The sequence below is a fragment of the Paenibacillus sp. 7523-1 genome (assembly GCF_002276415.1).
GTDB classification, from domain to species: Bacteria; Bacillota; Bacilli; order Paenibacillales; family Paenibacillaceae; genus Paenibacillus; species Paenibacillus illinoisensis_A.
In genome coordinates, this window is sequence record NZ_NPBR01000009.1 from 102,159 (window position 1) to 117,311 (window position 15,153).

Sequence of the window (15,153 nt, forward strand, 5' to 3'; positions counted from 1 at the left end):
ACCGCGAAGGCCATCAACCCTTGACACCGCCTGCGGTCACACCTTCAATGATTTTCTCCTGTAGTATGGCGTAAATAACAATGACAGGCACAACACTATATACAATTCCTGCGGACATCTGGGCATAGTTCATCTGGTACTGATCACGAAACTGGACCATGCCTACAGGCAGGGTGCGCAGCTTATCTGTAGATAGGAAATAATTGGCGAGCAAAAATTCGTTCCAGTTGCCGAGGAAATTCACGATAAATACCGTAACGATGGCTGGAACTGTAAGAGGTATCACTATTTTAGCAAAGATCCCTGGGGCCCTCAAGCCATCCATTACCGCTGCTTCCTCTATCTCTCCGGGAAGTGATCTCATAAAAGCAGCCAGTATAATAATCGTAAAAGGAATTGCATTTGCTACATAGGGAACAATCAAAGCCAGATGCGTGTCCAATATGCCCAACTTGCGGACGAGCAAATAAATGGGCAGCATCAGCGCATTGTTCGGAATAAGCATGCCGGCCAGTATAAGACTATAGAGAAACAGGCTCCACTTGCGGTGTCTCATCCGGGTTACAGCAAAAGCAAACATGGCGCCCAGTATAATGGTACCTGCCGAAGAGAGCACCGAAATGTACATGCTGTTCCAGAAATACGTACCAATCTTGGCGTTGACCCAGGCTTCCACGTAATTGCTGAACACCCAGTTAGTTGGCAGACCAAAAGGATGAAGAGCAATTTCATTGTTATCCTGTTTGAAAGAAGAGAAGATAACGAATAAAAAGGGAAATAAAATAGCGATTAAATATAACATCAACAACACATGAGGAATACTGGCTCGTATATTCTTTACCATCAATACTCCACCCTTTCGTTGTGCCTTGCCACGAGCAGTTGGTACACAGCCGTCAGCACAAGTGTCAGAGCAAAGATCAGAACCGCTACCGTATTGCCGTACCCATATTTAAAATTGGTAATCGCATATTTGATCATATACGTAGCAAGCACCTCGGTGGAGCCGGCCGGTCCGCCTTTGGTCATTACAAGCACAATATCTGCTGCCTTCATCGCTCCCGCAATGGACAGCATGATGACAACCGAAATAATGGGCCTGATGAGCGGCAGCGTGATTCGGGTGGCCCGCTGTACTGCCGTAGCACCATCGATGGCTGCTGCTTCATCCAGGTCACGAGGAATGGCGAGAATGGCCGCCAGTACCATAACAATGTAAAATCCGGTCCACTGCCAGGCATTGGTCACAAGAATGGACAGCATCGCGAAACGATTATCCGAAAGCCAATAAACCGGCGGAATGCCAAACGTATTCAGCAGTTGATTTAATAGCCCAATGTTGGGCTCATAGATAAATCCCCACAAAATACCGATGACCGCCGTCGACATAATGGAAGGTAAAAAAACAGCCGTTTTGTATACTCCCTTTAATCGTTTGACATTGGCAATAAGCAATGAGAATAATACAATCAGCGGAACCTGGATCAATACGGAAAATCCGATAAAAAAGCCATTATTCCGTGTGGATATCCAAAACCGTTCATCGGTTAAAGCCTTGGCGTAATTCGACAAACCCACAAATCGTGGGTCTGTCGAAACGCCATTCCAGCTGGTCAAGCTATAGTACAGTGAGCTGCCAATCGGATACAGGAAAAACATGACAAACAAAATCAATGCCGGTAATACAAACAGCGTGTAGATGAGTGGGCTGCGGAGTGAAGTGTTCATATTCAGCCTCCTTCAGTAACTTCAGTTGCAGCTTTGGGTTGAGTAGATTCATTATTCCACGGAAGCGTTGGCTTCCTCCTGAACTTGCTGCAGCTCCTCTGCCATCTTCTCCGGCGTAGTCTGTCCGCCAATTAGTTTTTGAATCTGCAGATTGCTGATCTCGGTGGTCACATCCGCCTGTACCAGTGCATCAAAGGCTGGAAATGATGTCTGGGATGCATTCAGGACAGCAACGATCTCCTTCATCAGCTCGTCGGTAATGCTGTCCGTTAATACCTTCTCATCCAGCTTCATGGCAGGAAGGACTCCATCCTCCACAAGTCCACGCACCTGCATATCTTCATTATAGAAATTTTTGATGAACGCTTTTACCGCTTCCAGCGTCTGAGGATCTTCCGCTACAGATGCCGAGAAGCCATATCCATTATTGACATCACGCATGAGGGAAGTCTGATCTCCTACGCCATTCTCTACCGGCGGCATATTGAAGAATCCAACCTTACCGATCAACGATTCCCCGCTCTGTCCTTCCTTGAATACAGATGACTTCCATGTTCCGTCATACATCAATACCGCTTCACCACTTGTGAATTGAGTCGTATACTCTGCGTATTCGAAGCCAAGCTCGCCTTTTTTGAAATACCCCTTATCGACCCATTCCTTATGCTTCGCAAAACCTTGAATCACACCCGGATCGGTCCACTTGGCTTCACCAGTTGCAAACTTCGCTGTAATCTCGGGACCGGCATAACGGGACCACAGATGGTTCGTCAACATCAGTGGGACCCAGCCGGCCTTGGAAGCAGAGGCAAGCGGCACTTTCCCATCCGCTTTGATCTCGGCCAGCATGTTATCTAGCTCAGCCATGGTCGTTGGTGCTTGCCAGCCCTTTTTTGCAAAATATTCTTTGTTATAGAAGAAACCTTCGCCTGAACCACCTATCGGCAGTCCATACACTTTGCCTTCATACGTGAATGGTTCAAGGGATGTAAACTGATCCTGAATGCCCAGCTCTTGCAAAATCGGTGTCAGATCCAGCAGCATGCCTTCCTTGGCATACACTTTGGAGTCCGGGCTGCCGAACAGTTCGAAAATATCCGGTGGATTGCCGGCCGCCATTTCCCCGCGAAGCTTTTCCTTCCGGTTCACATCCGATTCAACCCCGTCCAGCGTAAAGGTCAGATTAGGGACCTCACTTTCCACTTTGTCGACGACGTCCTGCAGAATGGCCAACCGTTTCTGTTTATCCGCCCCTACTTGGGTGTGACGCAGCAGCATTTCCACTGGTTCCTTGCTCGTCTCCGGTTCGGAGCCTGAGGCTCCCTGCGGATTTTCGTTCCCTGAGCCCGAACATGCAGCCAGCGTCCAGGACGTTACCAGCAGCAGTGAGAGCAGCATTATCATTCTTTTTTTCATCGTCGTTGACCCTCCTCGGATATTGCGCAATTGGTTTTACACTCTGATTATAAAAAGCCGGAGCTACCATCGTAAGGATGACAATTCATCAATGAGGGGATAAAATCCTTCACTGAACAAGCCTTTTCGTAATCCTCATGTAAAATGCAAAAAAAACAGCCCTTGCGACGTCTGTCGCAAAGACTGTTTGAAGAGTGGGTCCATTTTTAAGGAATGTTCATTTTCTATCGGACCCATGGATGATATGGATCATTTTGCCTGAGCAAGTGTGCCTGTCGTTTCTTTCCGCCCCTGTTCAATCAATCGATAAGCCCGTTCCACTTCCTCTTCGGTAGGAGACGGAACGCCGTCAAGCGGATATACTTTTCCGAGTGCCTGCCATTTGTATATGCCCATCTGGTGATACGGCAAAATCTCAAACTTCTCCACACCGTTCAATGTACCGATATAACGCCCCAGGTTAAGCAGATCTTGTTCATCATCATGAATGCCTGGCACGTATACGTGCCGAATCCACATTTTCCGGCCATGATCCGATAACCAGCGGGCCATCCGAAGTGTTCTTTCATTGGATTTCCCGGTAAGCTTGATATGCTTTTCATCATCGATATGTTTCAGATCCAGCATGACCAGATCCGTATGGTCCAACAAGTCAAGAATACGATCAGGTTCATTGTAACCGTTGCTGTCCAGAGTGGTGTGCAGTCCCCAGCGCCGCTTCACTTCTTTGAAAACCTGGCCTACGAAATGAGCCTGCAGCGTCGGTTCGCCTCCCGATACCGTAAGTCCGCCACCCGAACTGCGATAATAGGTCAAGTATGGCTCGATCTCTGCGAGAACTTCCTCCACGCTCATATCCCGGCCTCCATCAAGCGCCCATGTATCCGGGTTGTGACAATATTGGCATTTTAGGTGACATCCCTGCATAAAAAGCACGAAGCGGATGCCTGGGCCGTCAACCGTCCCGAAAGTTTCGAGTGAATGAATATGTCCGTTAACCATGCTGCCTCTTCCTTTCTGTATCCGCATCCGCTGTGCGTTTATGATGGTGATCTACTCCTGTTTACCGTGTTATTACATCGAACCGTGGAAGGTCCGGTTAATGACATCCAGCTGCTGCTCACGCGTCAATTTGATGAAGTTTACGGCATAGCCGGATACCCTTACGGTCAATTGTGGATAATTTTCCGGATGCTCCATGGCGTCAATCAACTGCTGACGATCGAACACGTTCACGTTCAGATGGTGAGCACCTTGACCGAAATAACCATCCATCATAGCAACCAGATTGGATTTGCGGGTATCGGACTCTTTACCAAGTGCTTTAGGCACAATCGAGAATGTGTTGGAGATACCGTCCAGGCTGTGTTCGTAAGGCAATTTGGCTACAGAACCTAGGGATGCCAGAGCGCCTTTTTTGTCACGTCCATGCATCGGGTTGGCACCTGGAGCAAACGGTTCGCCTGCTTTACGTCCATCTGGTGTTGTACCGGTTTTTTTGCCATACACCACATTGGATGTGATGGTCAATACAGATTGGGTTGGAATGGCATTGCGGTACGCTTTATGTTTGCGAATCATGCCCATGAAGCTCTCCACCAGTTCAACCGCGATGCTGTCGACACTGTCTTCATTGTTACCGTAACAAGGGAAGTCTCCTTCAATTTCAAAATCAACGGCGATTCCTTGCTCGTTACGAATCGGTTTAACTTTTGCATATTTAATTGCACTCAGGGAGTCGGCTGCAACGGACAGTCCGGCAATACCACAGGCCATGGTACGTACGATATCGCGGTCATGCAGAGCCATCTCGATCCGTTCATAACTGTATTTGTCATGCATGTAGTGGATTACGTTAAGGGTATTCATGTACAGTTTAGCCAGCCATTCCATCATCGGTTTGAACCGTTTCATGACCTCATTGTAGTCCAATACTTCGCTTGTAATGGCCGGATATTCCGGTCCGACCTGTGCTCCGGATTTCTCGTCGCGTCCACCATTGATCGCATACAGCAGCGCTTTCGCCAGGTTGGCACGAGCGCCGAAGAACTGCATTTGTTTACCGATCTTCATGGCCGATACGCAGCAGGCAATCCCGTAATCGTCTCCGTAGATTGGACGCATCAGATCATCATTTTCATATTGGATGGAGCTGGTTTCAATGGACACTTTGCTGCAATACTCTTTGAATGCCTCCGGAAGTTTCGTAGACCAGAGTACGGTCAGGTTTGGTTCTGGTGCAGGTCCCAGATTGTGCAGCGTGTGCAGGAAACGGAAGCTGTTTTTCGTTACGCGTGTTTCTCCGTTGACGGACATCCCGCCGATGGATTCGGTTACCCATGTCGGGTCACCGCTGAAGAGCTCGTTGTAGTCCGGCGTACGCAGGAATTTGACGATCCGTAATTTCATGACAAAATGGTCAACCAGTTCCTGAGCCTGTTCTTCGGTCAGGAGGCCTTCCTGCAGATCACGTTCAATGTAGATATCCAGGAATGAAGATACACGTCCAAGGGACATCGCAGCACCGTTTTGCTCTTTAATCGCAGCCAGGTAACCGAAGTACAGCCATTGGAACGCTTCTTTCGCTGTGGTAGCCGGCAGGGAAATATCGAAGCCATGCATTTCGCCCAACTGCTTCAATTCCTGCAGAGCCCGGATTTGTTCGGATAACTCTTCACGCAGACGGATGACATCTTCGTCAATGACATCCACTTCAAGAGCGTTCAGCTCTCCTTTTTTGGCGCGGATCAGGAAGTCCACACCGTACAGAGCAACCCGGCGGTAGTCGCCAATGATCCGGCCGCGGCCGTAAGCATCAGGCAGACCCGTAATGATGCCGGCTTTGCGCGCTGCGCGCATCTCGGATGTATATGCATCGAATACACCCTGATTATGTGTTTTGCGAATATTAGTAAATATATCAATGACTTCTTGAGGCATTTCGAAGCCGTAAGCCTGACATGCATCAATCATCATGCGAATTCCGCCTGTTGGCTGAATGGAACGTTTGAATGGAGCATCCGTTTGCACACCGACGATCTGTTCCTTGGATTGATCCAGATACCCTGGTTGGTGAGACACGATCGTTCCCGGAGTGTTTACGTCCACATCCAGTACACCGCCGTTATCCCGCTCTTTTTTGGTCAGATCGGATACGATGTCCCACAGGTCTTTGGTGTTCTGTGTCGCTCCTGCGAGAAATGCTTCATCCCCGTAATACGGAGACAGGTTGTGTGCCAGAAAATCATTCACATCCACGGATTTGGTCCATGTGCCTTTCGTAAAGTTTCTCCAGCCTGTTTGTTGTTTTACGTCTTTTTCGATCACCGACATAGTAATCCCTCCACAAATTTGGATTTCCGGACACATGACAGGGTGCAAGCAAAATCGTCTCATCTGTGCCCAGAGCCGCGATTAATGTGAACTTTTTCACATATCAGCCGGAACACGTTCTCTCTACATGGGAACCGGAACCGCGGGATGGATGTTTTTCTTACATTTTCAGTATACGTCTTGCGGGTTTCACCATCTGTGATTTTTATCACAAAGTTAGTGAACTTCCTCACTCCACCACTGCAGGATCAGGGTGAACCCCATAATTATTCACACTTAGCCACTGCGCAGCCAGAACAACTTCCGATCGCTGTTATCACTGGATTTTTTTCATTTCTTATTCTAATTGGGAAAATCCATTGATAAAGACGAGCGCTTCGCTTCTTCAGTTTTTTCTGTCCTCTCCGTTATTGTGTGAATACCAAACCGTTCAACGGATTCCCAACGGATTCCGTCATCGACAAAAAGACGGCAATCGGGGCTCCCCTCCCGGGGAACCCTGAACCTATTGCCTTAACCTTAAACTCGTTGCTTGCTACTTTACGATACTGTTTATTCAAACCGTCCGTAGAAGGCATTGCGGTAAACGTCTGCCAGTTCGGTCACCAGCGGCAGTTTCGGATTAGCGGTTGTACATTGGTCTTCGAAAGCACGATCGGCCAGGTAATCTACATGAGCTTCAAAGTCCTTGGCATCAAATCCGATTTCCTGGAACGATTCCTCAATACCGAGTGTTTTGTTCAGTTTGCGGATTGCATTGATGAGGCTGTTCACCCCTTCTTCTGTAGTACGTGCAGGCAATCCCAGAATTCGGGCAATTTCCGCATACCGCTCATCTGCCACAAAGTGCGAATATTTCGGGAATGATGCAAATTTGGTCGGTTTTTTCGCGTTATAACGAATGACGTGCGGCATCAGGATTGCATTGGTACGTCCATGTGCAGTGTGATACTGTCCGCCCCATTTATGCGCCAAGCTGTGGTTAATCCCCAGGAACGCGTTAGCAAAAGCCATACCGGCAATTGTCGAAGCATTATGCATTTTCTCCCGTGCCAGTTTATCCCCTTGCAGTGCCGATTGCTCCAGGTATTGGAATACCAGCTGGATGGCTTTGATCGCCAGACCATCGGTGTAATCATTTGCCATAACCGATACATACGCTTCGATGGCATGTGTCAGTACGTCCATACCTGTATCTGCAACGGCTGTTTTTGGTAGTGAATATACGAATTCAGGGTCTACGATGGCTACATCCGGTGTAAGCTCATAGTCAGCCAGTGGATATTTGGTGTTGCCCAAATTCTTATCTGTGATTACGGCAAACGATGTTACTTCCGATCCTGTACCCGACGTTGTCGGAATCGCTACGAATTTTGCTTTTGATCCAAGGCGTGGGTATTTGTAGATCCGTTTACGGATATCCATGAATTTTTGCTTCAGATCGTTGAAGTCCGTGTCCGGATATTCATAGAACAACCACATGGCTTTGGCAGCGTCCATTGGTGATCCACCACCAAGAGCGATAATGCAATCAGGCTGGAAGCGGCGCATCATTTCCGTACCACGGTCTACCGTTGTGGTTGATGGATCGGGCTCTACATCCGAGAATACTTCGATTGCCACCGGCATTTGGCGTTGACGCAGATAATGCTCCACTTTTTCCACATAGCCCAGTTTGACCATCATGGCATCCGTAACGATGGCTACGCGAGTAATATCAGGCATTTTGGCCAGATACTGCGTCGCTCCTTTTTCGAAGTACACTTTGTTTGGCACTTTGAACCATTGCATATTCACGGTACGGCGAGCCACCCTTTTCACGTTGATTAAATTAACGGCAGTGACATTCGATGAGGTCGAGTTACGACCATATGAACCGCATCCCAGGGTCAATGACGGCATGTTGGTGTTGTAGATGTCCCCAATGGCGCCGTGTGTGGATGGCGAATTCACGATAATCCGTCCCGTTTGCAGACGATCCGCAAATTTGCTTATGACTTCTTCATTATTCGAGTGAATAACGGAGGAGTGACCCATGCCGCCAAAAGCAACCACTTCCGCAGCACGCTCAATCCCTTCAGCTGCCGTTTTTACTTTGTAACAAGCCAGTACCGGACTTAATTTCTCTGCAGACAGCGGGAACTTGGTGCCGACGCCTTCAATCTCTGTTACAAGAATTTTGGTGCCAGCCGGAACCTCGATACCACACATTTGTGCAATGGTTACTGCCGATTGACCGACAATCGCCGGGTTAACCGCACATTTCTCCGCATTGATGGCACCTGCTGTCAATTTCGCAGCTTCATCCTTGTTGACGAAATAACAACCGTTCGCAATCATTTTCTTTTTCACCTGATCGAAGATCGGTTCTTCGATGATGACCGCTTGCTCGGATGCGCAGATCATACCGTTGTCGAATGACTTGGACAAGATCAGATCCGTTACAGCCTGATTGATATCTGCCGTTTTCTCAATAAAGCAAGGTACGTTCCCTGGTCCCACGCCGAGTGCCGGTTTACCACAGCTGTACGCTGCGCGTACCATTGCTGAGCCACCTGTCGCCAGAATGAGCGCCACATCGTTATGATTCATCAATGCATTCGTGCGGTCCATGGAAGGATCATCAATCCACTGGATACAGTCGGCCGGAGCACCATGCTTCACCGCGGCTTCGAGCAAAATTTTGGCGGCTTCGCGGCTGCAGTTCTGAGCTGAAGGGTGGAAACCAAAGATGATTGGGTTACGTGTTTTGATGGAAATCAACGCTTTGAACATTGTGGTGGATGTCGGATTGGTCACCGGGGTAATTCCCATGATAATGCCGACTGGCTCCGCTATTTTCTGGAAGCTTTCATACTCGTTATCTTCAATAACACCTACGGTTTTGTCATATTTGATGCTGTGGTATACATATTCTGTTGCAAAGATATTTTTGGTGATTTTATCCTCATACACTCCGCGACCGGTTTCTTCCACCGCCATTTTGGCAAGCATCATGTGTTTGTCCAGGCCTGCCAGTGCCATGGCTTGCACAATGCGGTCAATCTGTTTTTGATCCATGGACATGAATGCTGCGTGTGCTTTATTCGCTTTGTCAATTAACGTTTGAATATACTGACCTGCTGTCGGTTCTTTTGTTGGGGCGACTTCGTTCTTTACAGCCATCTCCCTCATCCTCCTAAAGGTTCGTATTGTTTTTTTGGTTTGTCTCTCTTCTTTACGTACACATCGTAACATGTCGAAAAGGTTAATTATGTGATTATTTTCACAAAGTATAACAAATTTAATTTAAGTTTTTTTGGAGTTCCGTCCACTGGTCATTTTCACTTCCTATTTAAACTATATAGCTGTTAAATGCAGCCTTCCCTCTCCAAAGTGAATTTAATCACAATGTTTGAAATTTCGCCATTTTTGCCCCCTTTCCATGCCCCTCAAACGGTAAGATTAGGTATATACTGAACTTAAAAATTGAACCACCGCAATTTGTACCGTCCTCCCCGGCGGAGATGACCTAATAAGGACGGTAACGGTTGCGGCGAACCACGGAGTGCGGACTGCATGATTGTAATCCCCCTCCGGTGGATACAAAGGGGAGATAGACTTATGAGAGAACAACTGAGTGTCATGGAAAAACGCGGCAATACCAACTGTTTCTCGGAAGTGAATTTCAATCATCTGCTCGTAACCATGAAAGACCGTACCTTTCCTGAAGGGACCCACCTGTATTGGGAAGGTGATGTGTCCGACAAGCTTTATTATATGAAAAGGGGCCGTGCACAGATCACGAAATCAACGGATGAAGGCAAAGAGCTTATCATGTACATGTACCAGTCCGGTGATATGATTGGTCAGGCAGATCCGTTCTTCGGTTCCAAGCATACGTTCTCGGCCGAAGTGCTGGAAGACAGTGAAATCGGTGTACTGGAGCACAAAGACCTGGAGATGCTGATCTGTCAGCATTGTGACTTCGCCATTGATTTTATGAAGTGGATGGGCATTCATCACCGCTTAACTCAAACCAAATTCCGTGACCTGATGTTATACGGCAAACCTGGTGCGCTCTGTTCCACCTTGATCCGGTTGTCCAATTCTTATGGGGAGCCTCACGGCGATCACGTGATTATTCATAAAAAAATTACCCACACGGATCTGTCCAACATGATTGGAGCTACCCGCGAAAGTGTGAACCGCATGCTTAGCGATCTGCGCAAAAAAGATGCTATTGAATATGATAACGGCATGATTGTTATCAAGGACCTGAAGATGCTCCAAGGCATCTGCCATTGTGAATTATGTCCCAATGAAATCTGCCGCATCTAAGCATTAAGTGCTTGGAGTCATCACCTTTCAGTAATGAGCTTAATCTATAAGTGACATGAAAAAAGCCCGTCCTCCTGCAGAGGTCCGGGCTTTTATAATTATGTTTAAGATGCCGTTAACTGTAATTTAACCGCATCCCGTGGATTCAACTTCATATCCAAACCGTTTTCCATCAGTTCCTTGTCATTCACCATGATCACCCAACGCTGATTCATGCGTGGAACAACATTTTCAACCGAAACGACGTATTTGTTATTTTCCGACATTCTGACGATGCCGCTGGACTTAAGCACATCCCGAACCGTGCACTCCTGGATATAGACACCCGCATATTGACGATTAAGGTCTGGCATAATATTGCCGCCGCTGATCTTGAGCAGGGTTGTCTGATATGCAACACCTTCTCCTTTACTGTCGGCGGCTTTTACGTAAATGATCACTTCATCCTTGGCATGAAGCTCCATGCCCCAATTTTCCGGATCAATATCCTTGCCGTTTAGCTTAACTGCCCAGCTTAGCGAGGAATCAAGTGAAACTTCCCCTACGGATTGAATCCGCTTGCCGTCGGCCGTAAAATCAACCAGACCACTGTTCAATAGCGCCTTCTTTAGCGTGAGTCCTTCACTAAAATCCCTCTTGATCGACTTCGTTGCATCAGGCAAAAAAGTGCTTCCATCGACAGCAACGGTAATGGTATTGGAAGTATCGGTCTCCTTGACCACCGGCTGTTCAGAAGGCTGTGTCTCTGTACATCCGGCTAGAATTGCCATGATAAGCAAACATAAACCGATGTAACCGGGGAACTTCTTCATCATGTCGGTAACACCACCCTGCGTAAAATCTTCACCCTGTTGTCCATAACCTCTATTATGGCACAATATTCATTCAAAAAAAGTGTCAATGCCGTTACTTTTCTTCCATATTCCTTCCTGCAGCACAAAGAGCCCGCATGCGGGCTCCTTCGTTTGGATCGTTCAACCCTTATATTTAATTACCCTCTATTGAACACAAGCCTGCATATAAGTCCGGCCCCCGTCCCCATTTTTCAGGTACGGATTAAGCCCATGGAACTGTTCCTCCGACACATATACTCCTGTCAAAAGTCGCCCTTCGAGCAGCTCTCCATCCATCTGTACACAGAATGTAGGAGCTGTTACGTATTCCTGATACAGCCGGATCTGACTGTACGGATGGTGAATTTTGAAGAGCTTGCCCTGCTCATGCAGGGGACGTTCTGAGAAGTATGTCGGTACAATGTACCGGGCGATGACATCCAGCTCTTCTGTGGTATAAAAAGCTTCATCACCAAGCCAGGGTGCCAGCAGCCTGATTTTTTCATATTGAGACCATACAATGGCTTGAATTAGCATTTCGGGTTTCACATATCTTCGTTTCCCCGCAGCTCCAATAAGCTGACCACGTGGAAAATCATCATCCAGCTTATCCTGCACAGATCCCGGGTATCTTAACTCACAACCAATGCATTTCCAGCCTGACGATGTCTGAATCCACTTTTGCAGGACGACCGGAGCCACTTCCTGCCCAGTGCTGTTTCCGAGTGGAACTGCTTCCCCTGGGTCCTGGTTACCCACGCGGGGATTAACATAATATTTAAACAGTTCCGCAGCTTTTTTGTAAATCAGATGAACCTGAATGGATGCGCTCTCAAGTTCCGCAATATCTTGTTTGCCGTAGCGTACTTCACGGGATAAGCTTTCTTCTCTCATGACAAGTGGCCTCCTCGCTCCGGCCGCCTGCGGCCATTTTTCTTAAATTATACTATAACTTCTGTCAATATGTGCAAGACCTGCAGGAAAAAGGTGGTTTCTTTCTACATTCCTGTATATTGAACTGACAAGCTATGATGACTGATTAAACATATAAGACAAAAAACTCCTGATTTCAGCGAAATCAAGAGCTCTCTGTTGTCAGGTCACATCATTGAGCCTGGACATATGAATCGTTTAATCTACCCATTGCTCTGCCCAGTCCTGAATTTGGTTCATTACTGGCTGCAAAGCTTTCCCTTTTTCTGTTAGCTCGTATTCAATACGAACCGGTGTCTCGGGATAAACATGACGAATCAGAATACCTTCACTCTCCAGATCTTTCATCCGTTCAGATAACATCTTGTCACTCATGGACGGAATCAGGTTGGAAATATCCTTGAATCGCTTAGACCCACTCATCAACGTTTGAATAATCAGACCGTTCCAGCGTTTGCCCAAAAACGAGAATGCCGTCTCAAAACGCGGACACATCCGTAAATCTTGGCCTTCCACATTAATCACCTCTTTAGAGATCACTGAACTTACATTTAGTTAGTATATTTCATAATAACACATTTACGCCACAAAGAAAACGTCTGCCGTAAAAAAGTTAAAATTTAATAGGCATCTTTGCACTTTGACTATACAACAAGTATACCTCAGGACGATTCGATGAACCATGGCAAATATCGTATAACTCCCATGTACCTATCTTACCCAAAAAGAACCCATCTGCCACAGTCATACTTGACTCGGAGAAGGGTTCTTAGGTATAGCGTTTCATTTGCCCATCAGATACTACTTTTGCGGCCTAGACCAGCACGCCACCAAATGGTCTTACAGGTTCGCTCTTGCCAAATTGCGGCTTGAAGCTGCGGGCAGGATATGCCCATTTTACTGCATTGCTGATCACTCTCAGAATTTCCGGCTTGTAATACGTCGGATAGGTTTCATGGCCTGGACGGAAGTAGAAGATTTTGCCTTCACCGCGACGGAACGTACAGCCGCTTCGGAATACTTCCCCACCCTGGAAGTTGCTTACGAACACGAGCTCATCAGGTACCGGAATATCGAAGAATTCACCGTACATTTCTTCCTTTTCAAGTACAATTTTGCCTTCAATCCCATCCGCAATGGGATGAGAAGGATTAACACACCATACGATCTCCTGCTCGTCAGCTACACGCCATTTCAGATCACAACTGGTGCCCATCAAGGCCTTGAACGGTTTGGAGAAATGCCCGGAATGCAGAACAATCAGTCCCATGCCGTTCAGTACTCGCTGTGCAACCTTCTGTGAGATCTCGTCGCTTACACGATCATGTGCCATATGTCCCCACCATATCAGCACATCTGTGGAATTCAGCACCTCATCACTTAAGCCGTGTTCAGGCTGATCCAGTGTAGCTGTCCGAATCGCAAATCCTTCGCCGCCGAGTCCGTCTGCCAGCGCCCGGTGCAATCCGTCTGGATAGACTTCCCTTACTTCATCGTGAATTTTCTCATGGACAAACTCATTCCAAATGGTGACGTTAATCATATTCAATTTCCCCCTAGTATAGCTCTAAACCCACCACATATCGCCCAGCGGTTCCTCAATCAATACTTGCTGGAGATTTTGTACGGCTTTAGAGAATCCTTCTTCAACCGACATCAGACCGTCTTCGTGTTCAATACTTACAACATAATCGTAGCCTACGAGACGCAGGGCACTGATAATATCTGCCCAAGTCTTGTTATCATGACCATAACCTACCGAGCGGAACTGCCAAGCGCGGTCAAGCATGTTTGTGTAATCCTGCATATCTGTCAAACCATGTTTGTTTACGTTTACCGGATCGATCGTTGTATCTTTAGCATGGAAGTGATGGATCGCGCCTTCACGTCCCAGAATGTGAATCGCTTGTACCGGATCAATTCCTTGCCACCACATGTGACTTGGATCCAGGTTCGCACCAATGACTTCCCCTGCAGCTTCACGCAGTCTTAACAAAGTAGCTGGAGTATGCACAGAGAATCCACCGTGCAGTTCCAATCCTACTTTCACATTGTGATCTGCTGCATACTTGCCCCACTCTGTCCAGTACGGGATCACTTTGTTCTCCCATTGCCATTTCAACACTTCCTGGAAATCATTCGGCCACGGTGCAACAGGCCAGTTCGGATACTTCGCATCTTCATGGTCTCCCGGACATCCGGAGAATGTGTTCACTACAGGAACTTCCAGCTTTTGTGCCAATTGAACTGTTTTCACGAAATCATCGTGGAAACCTTTGGCGATATCTTTTTGCGGATGAAGCGGGTTACCGTGACAGCTCAGTGCGCTGATGGTCAGACCGCGTGATTCCACTGCATTTTTAAAGTTTTTCAGTGCTGCTTCATTGTTCAAAAGCTCCTCCGGATTGCAATGTGCATTGCCTGGATGGCCTCCAGTTCCGATCTCTACTGCTTTCAAACCCTTGGATGCTACGTAGTCAAGTGCATCCTCCAATTTACGTCCTCCGAATAGTACCAAAAATACGCCGAGTTTCAAGTGCGATTCCTCCCTGGATTAAATATCGAATAATTGCTGATTAAATGAACCAAG

Annotated in this window: 12 protein-coding genes; 1 reads left to right on the forward strand and 11 read right to left on the reverse strand. The window is 47.3% G+C overall.

The window, feature by feature from the left end; translation table 11 throughout:
* Positions 1–13 precede the first annotated feature (13 nt).
* From CHH60_RS11440 to adhE, 6 genes are all read right to left on the reverse strand, one after another.
* Complete coding sequence (locus CHH60_RS11440; RefSeq protein WP_095359302.1) at positions 14–844, reverse strand: carbohydrate ABC transporter permease; 831 nt, start codon at positions 842–844, stop codon at positions 14–16.
* Positions 844–1,728 carry a carbohydrate ABC transporter permease gene (locus CHH60_RS11445; protein WP_095359303.1) on the reverse strand — a complete coding sequence of 295 codons (885 nt, stop codon included), beginning with the start codon at positions 1,726–1,728 and terminating at the stop codon, positions 844–846. Before CHH60_RS11445 ends, CHH60_RS11440 begins: the two co-directional genes overlap by 1 nt.
* Positions 1,729–1,779: 51 nt before the next feature.
* Positions 1,780–3,144 carry an ABC transporter substrate-binding protein gene (locus tag CHH60_RS11450; RefSeq protein WP_095359304.1) on the reverse strand — a complete coding sequence of 455 codons (1,365 nt, stop codon included), beginning with the start codon at positions 3,142–3,144 and terminating at the stop codon, positions 1,780–1,782.
* 249 nt (positions 3,145–3,393) lie between these two features.
* Positions 3,394–4,146, reverse strand: a complete 753-nt coding sequence (gene pflA, locus CHH60_RS11455; RefSeq protein ID WP_095359305.1) for a pyruvate formate-lyase-activating protein — start codon at positions 4,144–4,146, stop codon at positions 3,394–3,396.
* Positions 4,147–4,218: 72 nt separating this feature from the next.
* Positions 4,219–6,477 (reverse strand): formate C-acetyltransferase, encoded by a 2,259-nt coding sequence (pflB, locus tag CHH60_RS11460; protein ID WP_095359306.1) that lies wholly within the window; start codon positions 6,475–6,477, stop codon positions 4,219–4,221.
* Positions 6,478–7,029: 552 nt separating this feature from the next.
* On the reverse strand, positions 7,030–9,642 hold the full coding sequence (adhE, locus tag CHH60_RS11465; protein ID WP_095359307.1) for a bifunctional acetaldehyde-CoA/alcohol dehydrogenase: 2,613 nt from the start codon (positions 9,640–9,642) through the stop codon (positions 7,030–7,032).
* Positions 9,643–10,080: 438 nt separating this feature from the next.
* Between adhE and CHH60_RS11470 the strand changes: the two genes are divergently transcribed.
* A complete protein-coding gene (locus tag CHH60_RS11470) occupies positions 10,081–10,797 on the forward strand; it encodes a Crp/Fnr family transcriptional regulator (RefSeq protein WP_095359308.1) in 717 nt (238 codons plus the stop codon).
* A 104-nt stretch (positions 10,798–10,901) separates the two neighbouring features.
* Here the strand turns inward: CHH60_RS11470 and CHH60_RS11475 are convergent, their stop codons facing one another.
* The 5 genes from CHH60_RS11475 to CHH60_RS11495 all read right to left on the reverse strand — a co-directional run bounded on the left by CHH60_RS11475 (position 10,902) and on the right by CHH60_RS11495 (position 15,099).
* The gene (locus CHH60_RS11475; RefSeq protein WP_095290362.1) at positions 10,902–11,612 is read right to left on the reverse strand and encodes a hypothetical protein; all 711 of its coding nucleotides are present in this window, start codon (positions 11,610–11,612) and stop codon (positions 10,902–10,904) included.
* A 183-nt stretch (positions 11,613–11,795) separates the two neighbouring features.
* Positions 11,796–12,524, reverse strand: coding sequence for a hypothetical protein (locus CHH60_RS11480; protein WP_095359309.1), 729 nt, complete (start codon positions 12,522–12,524; stop codon positions 11,796–11,798).
* A 237-nt stretch (positions 12,525–12,761) separates the two neighbouring features.
* Positions 12,762–13,058 (reverse strand): winged helix-turn-helix transcriptional regulator, encoded by a 297-nt coding sequence (locus tag CHH60_RS11485; RefSeq protein WP_148565210.1) that lies wholly within the window; start codon positions 13,056–13,058, stop codon positions 12,762–12,764.
* A gap of 319 nt (positions 13,059–13,377) precedes the next feature.
* Complete coding sequence (locus CHH60_RS11490) at positions 13,378–14,106, reverse strand: ThuA domain-containing protein (protein ID WP_095290358.1); 729 nt, start codon at positions 14,104–14,106, stop codon at positions 13,378–13,380.
* Between the two features lie 24 nt (positions 14,107–14,130).
* Positions 14,131–15,099: a sugar phosphate isomerase/epimerase family protein gene (locus CHH60_RS11495; protein WP_095290356.1), complete on the reverse strand. Its 969-nt coding sequence runs from the start codon at positions 15,097–15,099 to the stop codon at positions 14,131–14,133.
* Between the last annotated feature and the right edge of the window lie 54 nt (positions 15,100–15,153).

What these genes read in the sequence shown, in the direction of transcription:
- CHH60_RS11440 (WP_095359302.1), bottom strand. Translation starts at nt 844, where the DNA reads ATGGTAAAGAATATACGAGCCAGTATTCCTCATGTGTTGTTGATGTTA.
- CHH60_RS11445 (WP_095359303.1), bottom strand. Translation starts at nt 1,728, where the DNA reads ATGAACACTTCACTCCGCAGCCCACTCATCTACACGCTGTTTGTATTA.
- CHH60_RS11450 (WP_095359304.1), bottom strand. Translation starts at nt 3,144, where the DNA reads ATGAAAAAAAGAATGATAATGCTGCTCTCACTGCTGCTGGTAACGTCC.
- pflA (WP_095359305.1), bottom strand. Translation starts at nt 4,146, where the DNA reads ATGGTTAACGGACATATTCATTCACTCGAAACTTTCGGGACGGTTGAC.
- pflB (WP_095359306.1), bottom strand. Translation starts at nt 6,477, where the DNA reads ATGTCGGTGATCGAAAAAGACGTAAAACAACAAACAGGCTGGAGAAAC.
- adhE (WP_095359307.1), bottom strand. Translation starts at nt 9,642, where the DNA reads ATGGCTGTAAAGAACGAAGTCGCCCCAACAAAAGAACCGACAGCAGGT.
- CHH60_RS11470 (WP_095359308.1), top strand. Translation starts at nt 10,081, where the DNA reads ATGAGAGAACAACTGAGTGTCATGGAAAAACGCGGCAATACCAACTGT.
- CHH60_RS11475 (WP_095290362.1), bottom strand. Translation starts at nt 11,612, where the DNA reads ATGATGAAGAAGTTCCCCGGTTACATCGGTTTATGTTTGCTTATCATG.
- CHH60_RS11480 (WP_095359309.1), bottom strand. Translation starts at nt 12,524, where the DNA reads ATGAGAGAAGAAAGCTTATCCCGTGAAGTACGCTACGGCAAACAAGAT.
- CHH60_RS11485 (WP_148565210.1), bottom strand. Translation starts at nt 13,058, where the DNA reads ATGTGTCCGCGTTTTGAGACGGCATTCTCGTTTTTGGGCAAACGCTGG.
- CHH60_RS11490 (WP_095290358.1), bottom strand. Translation starts at nt 14,106, where the DNA reads ATGATTAACGTCACCATTTGGAATGAGTTTGTCCATGAGAAAATTCAC.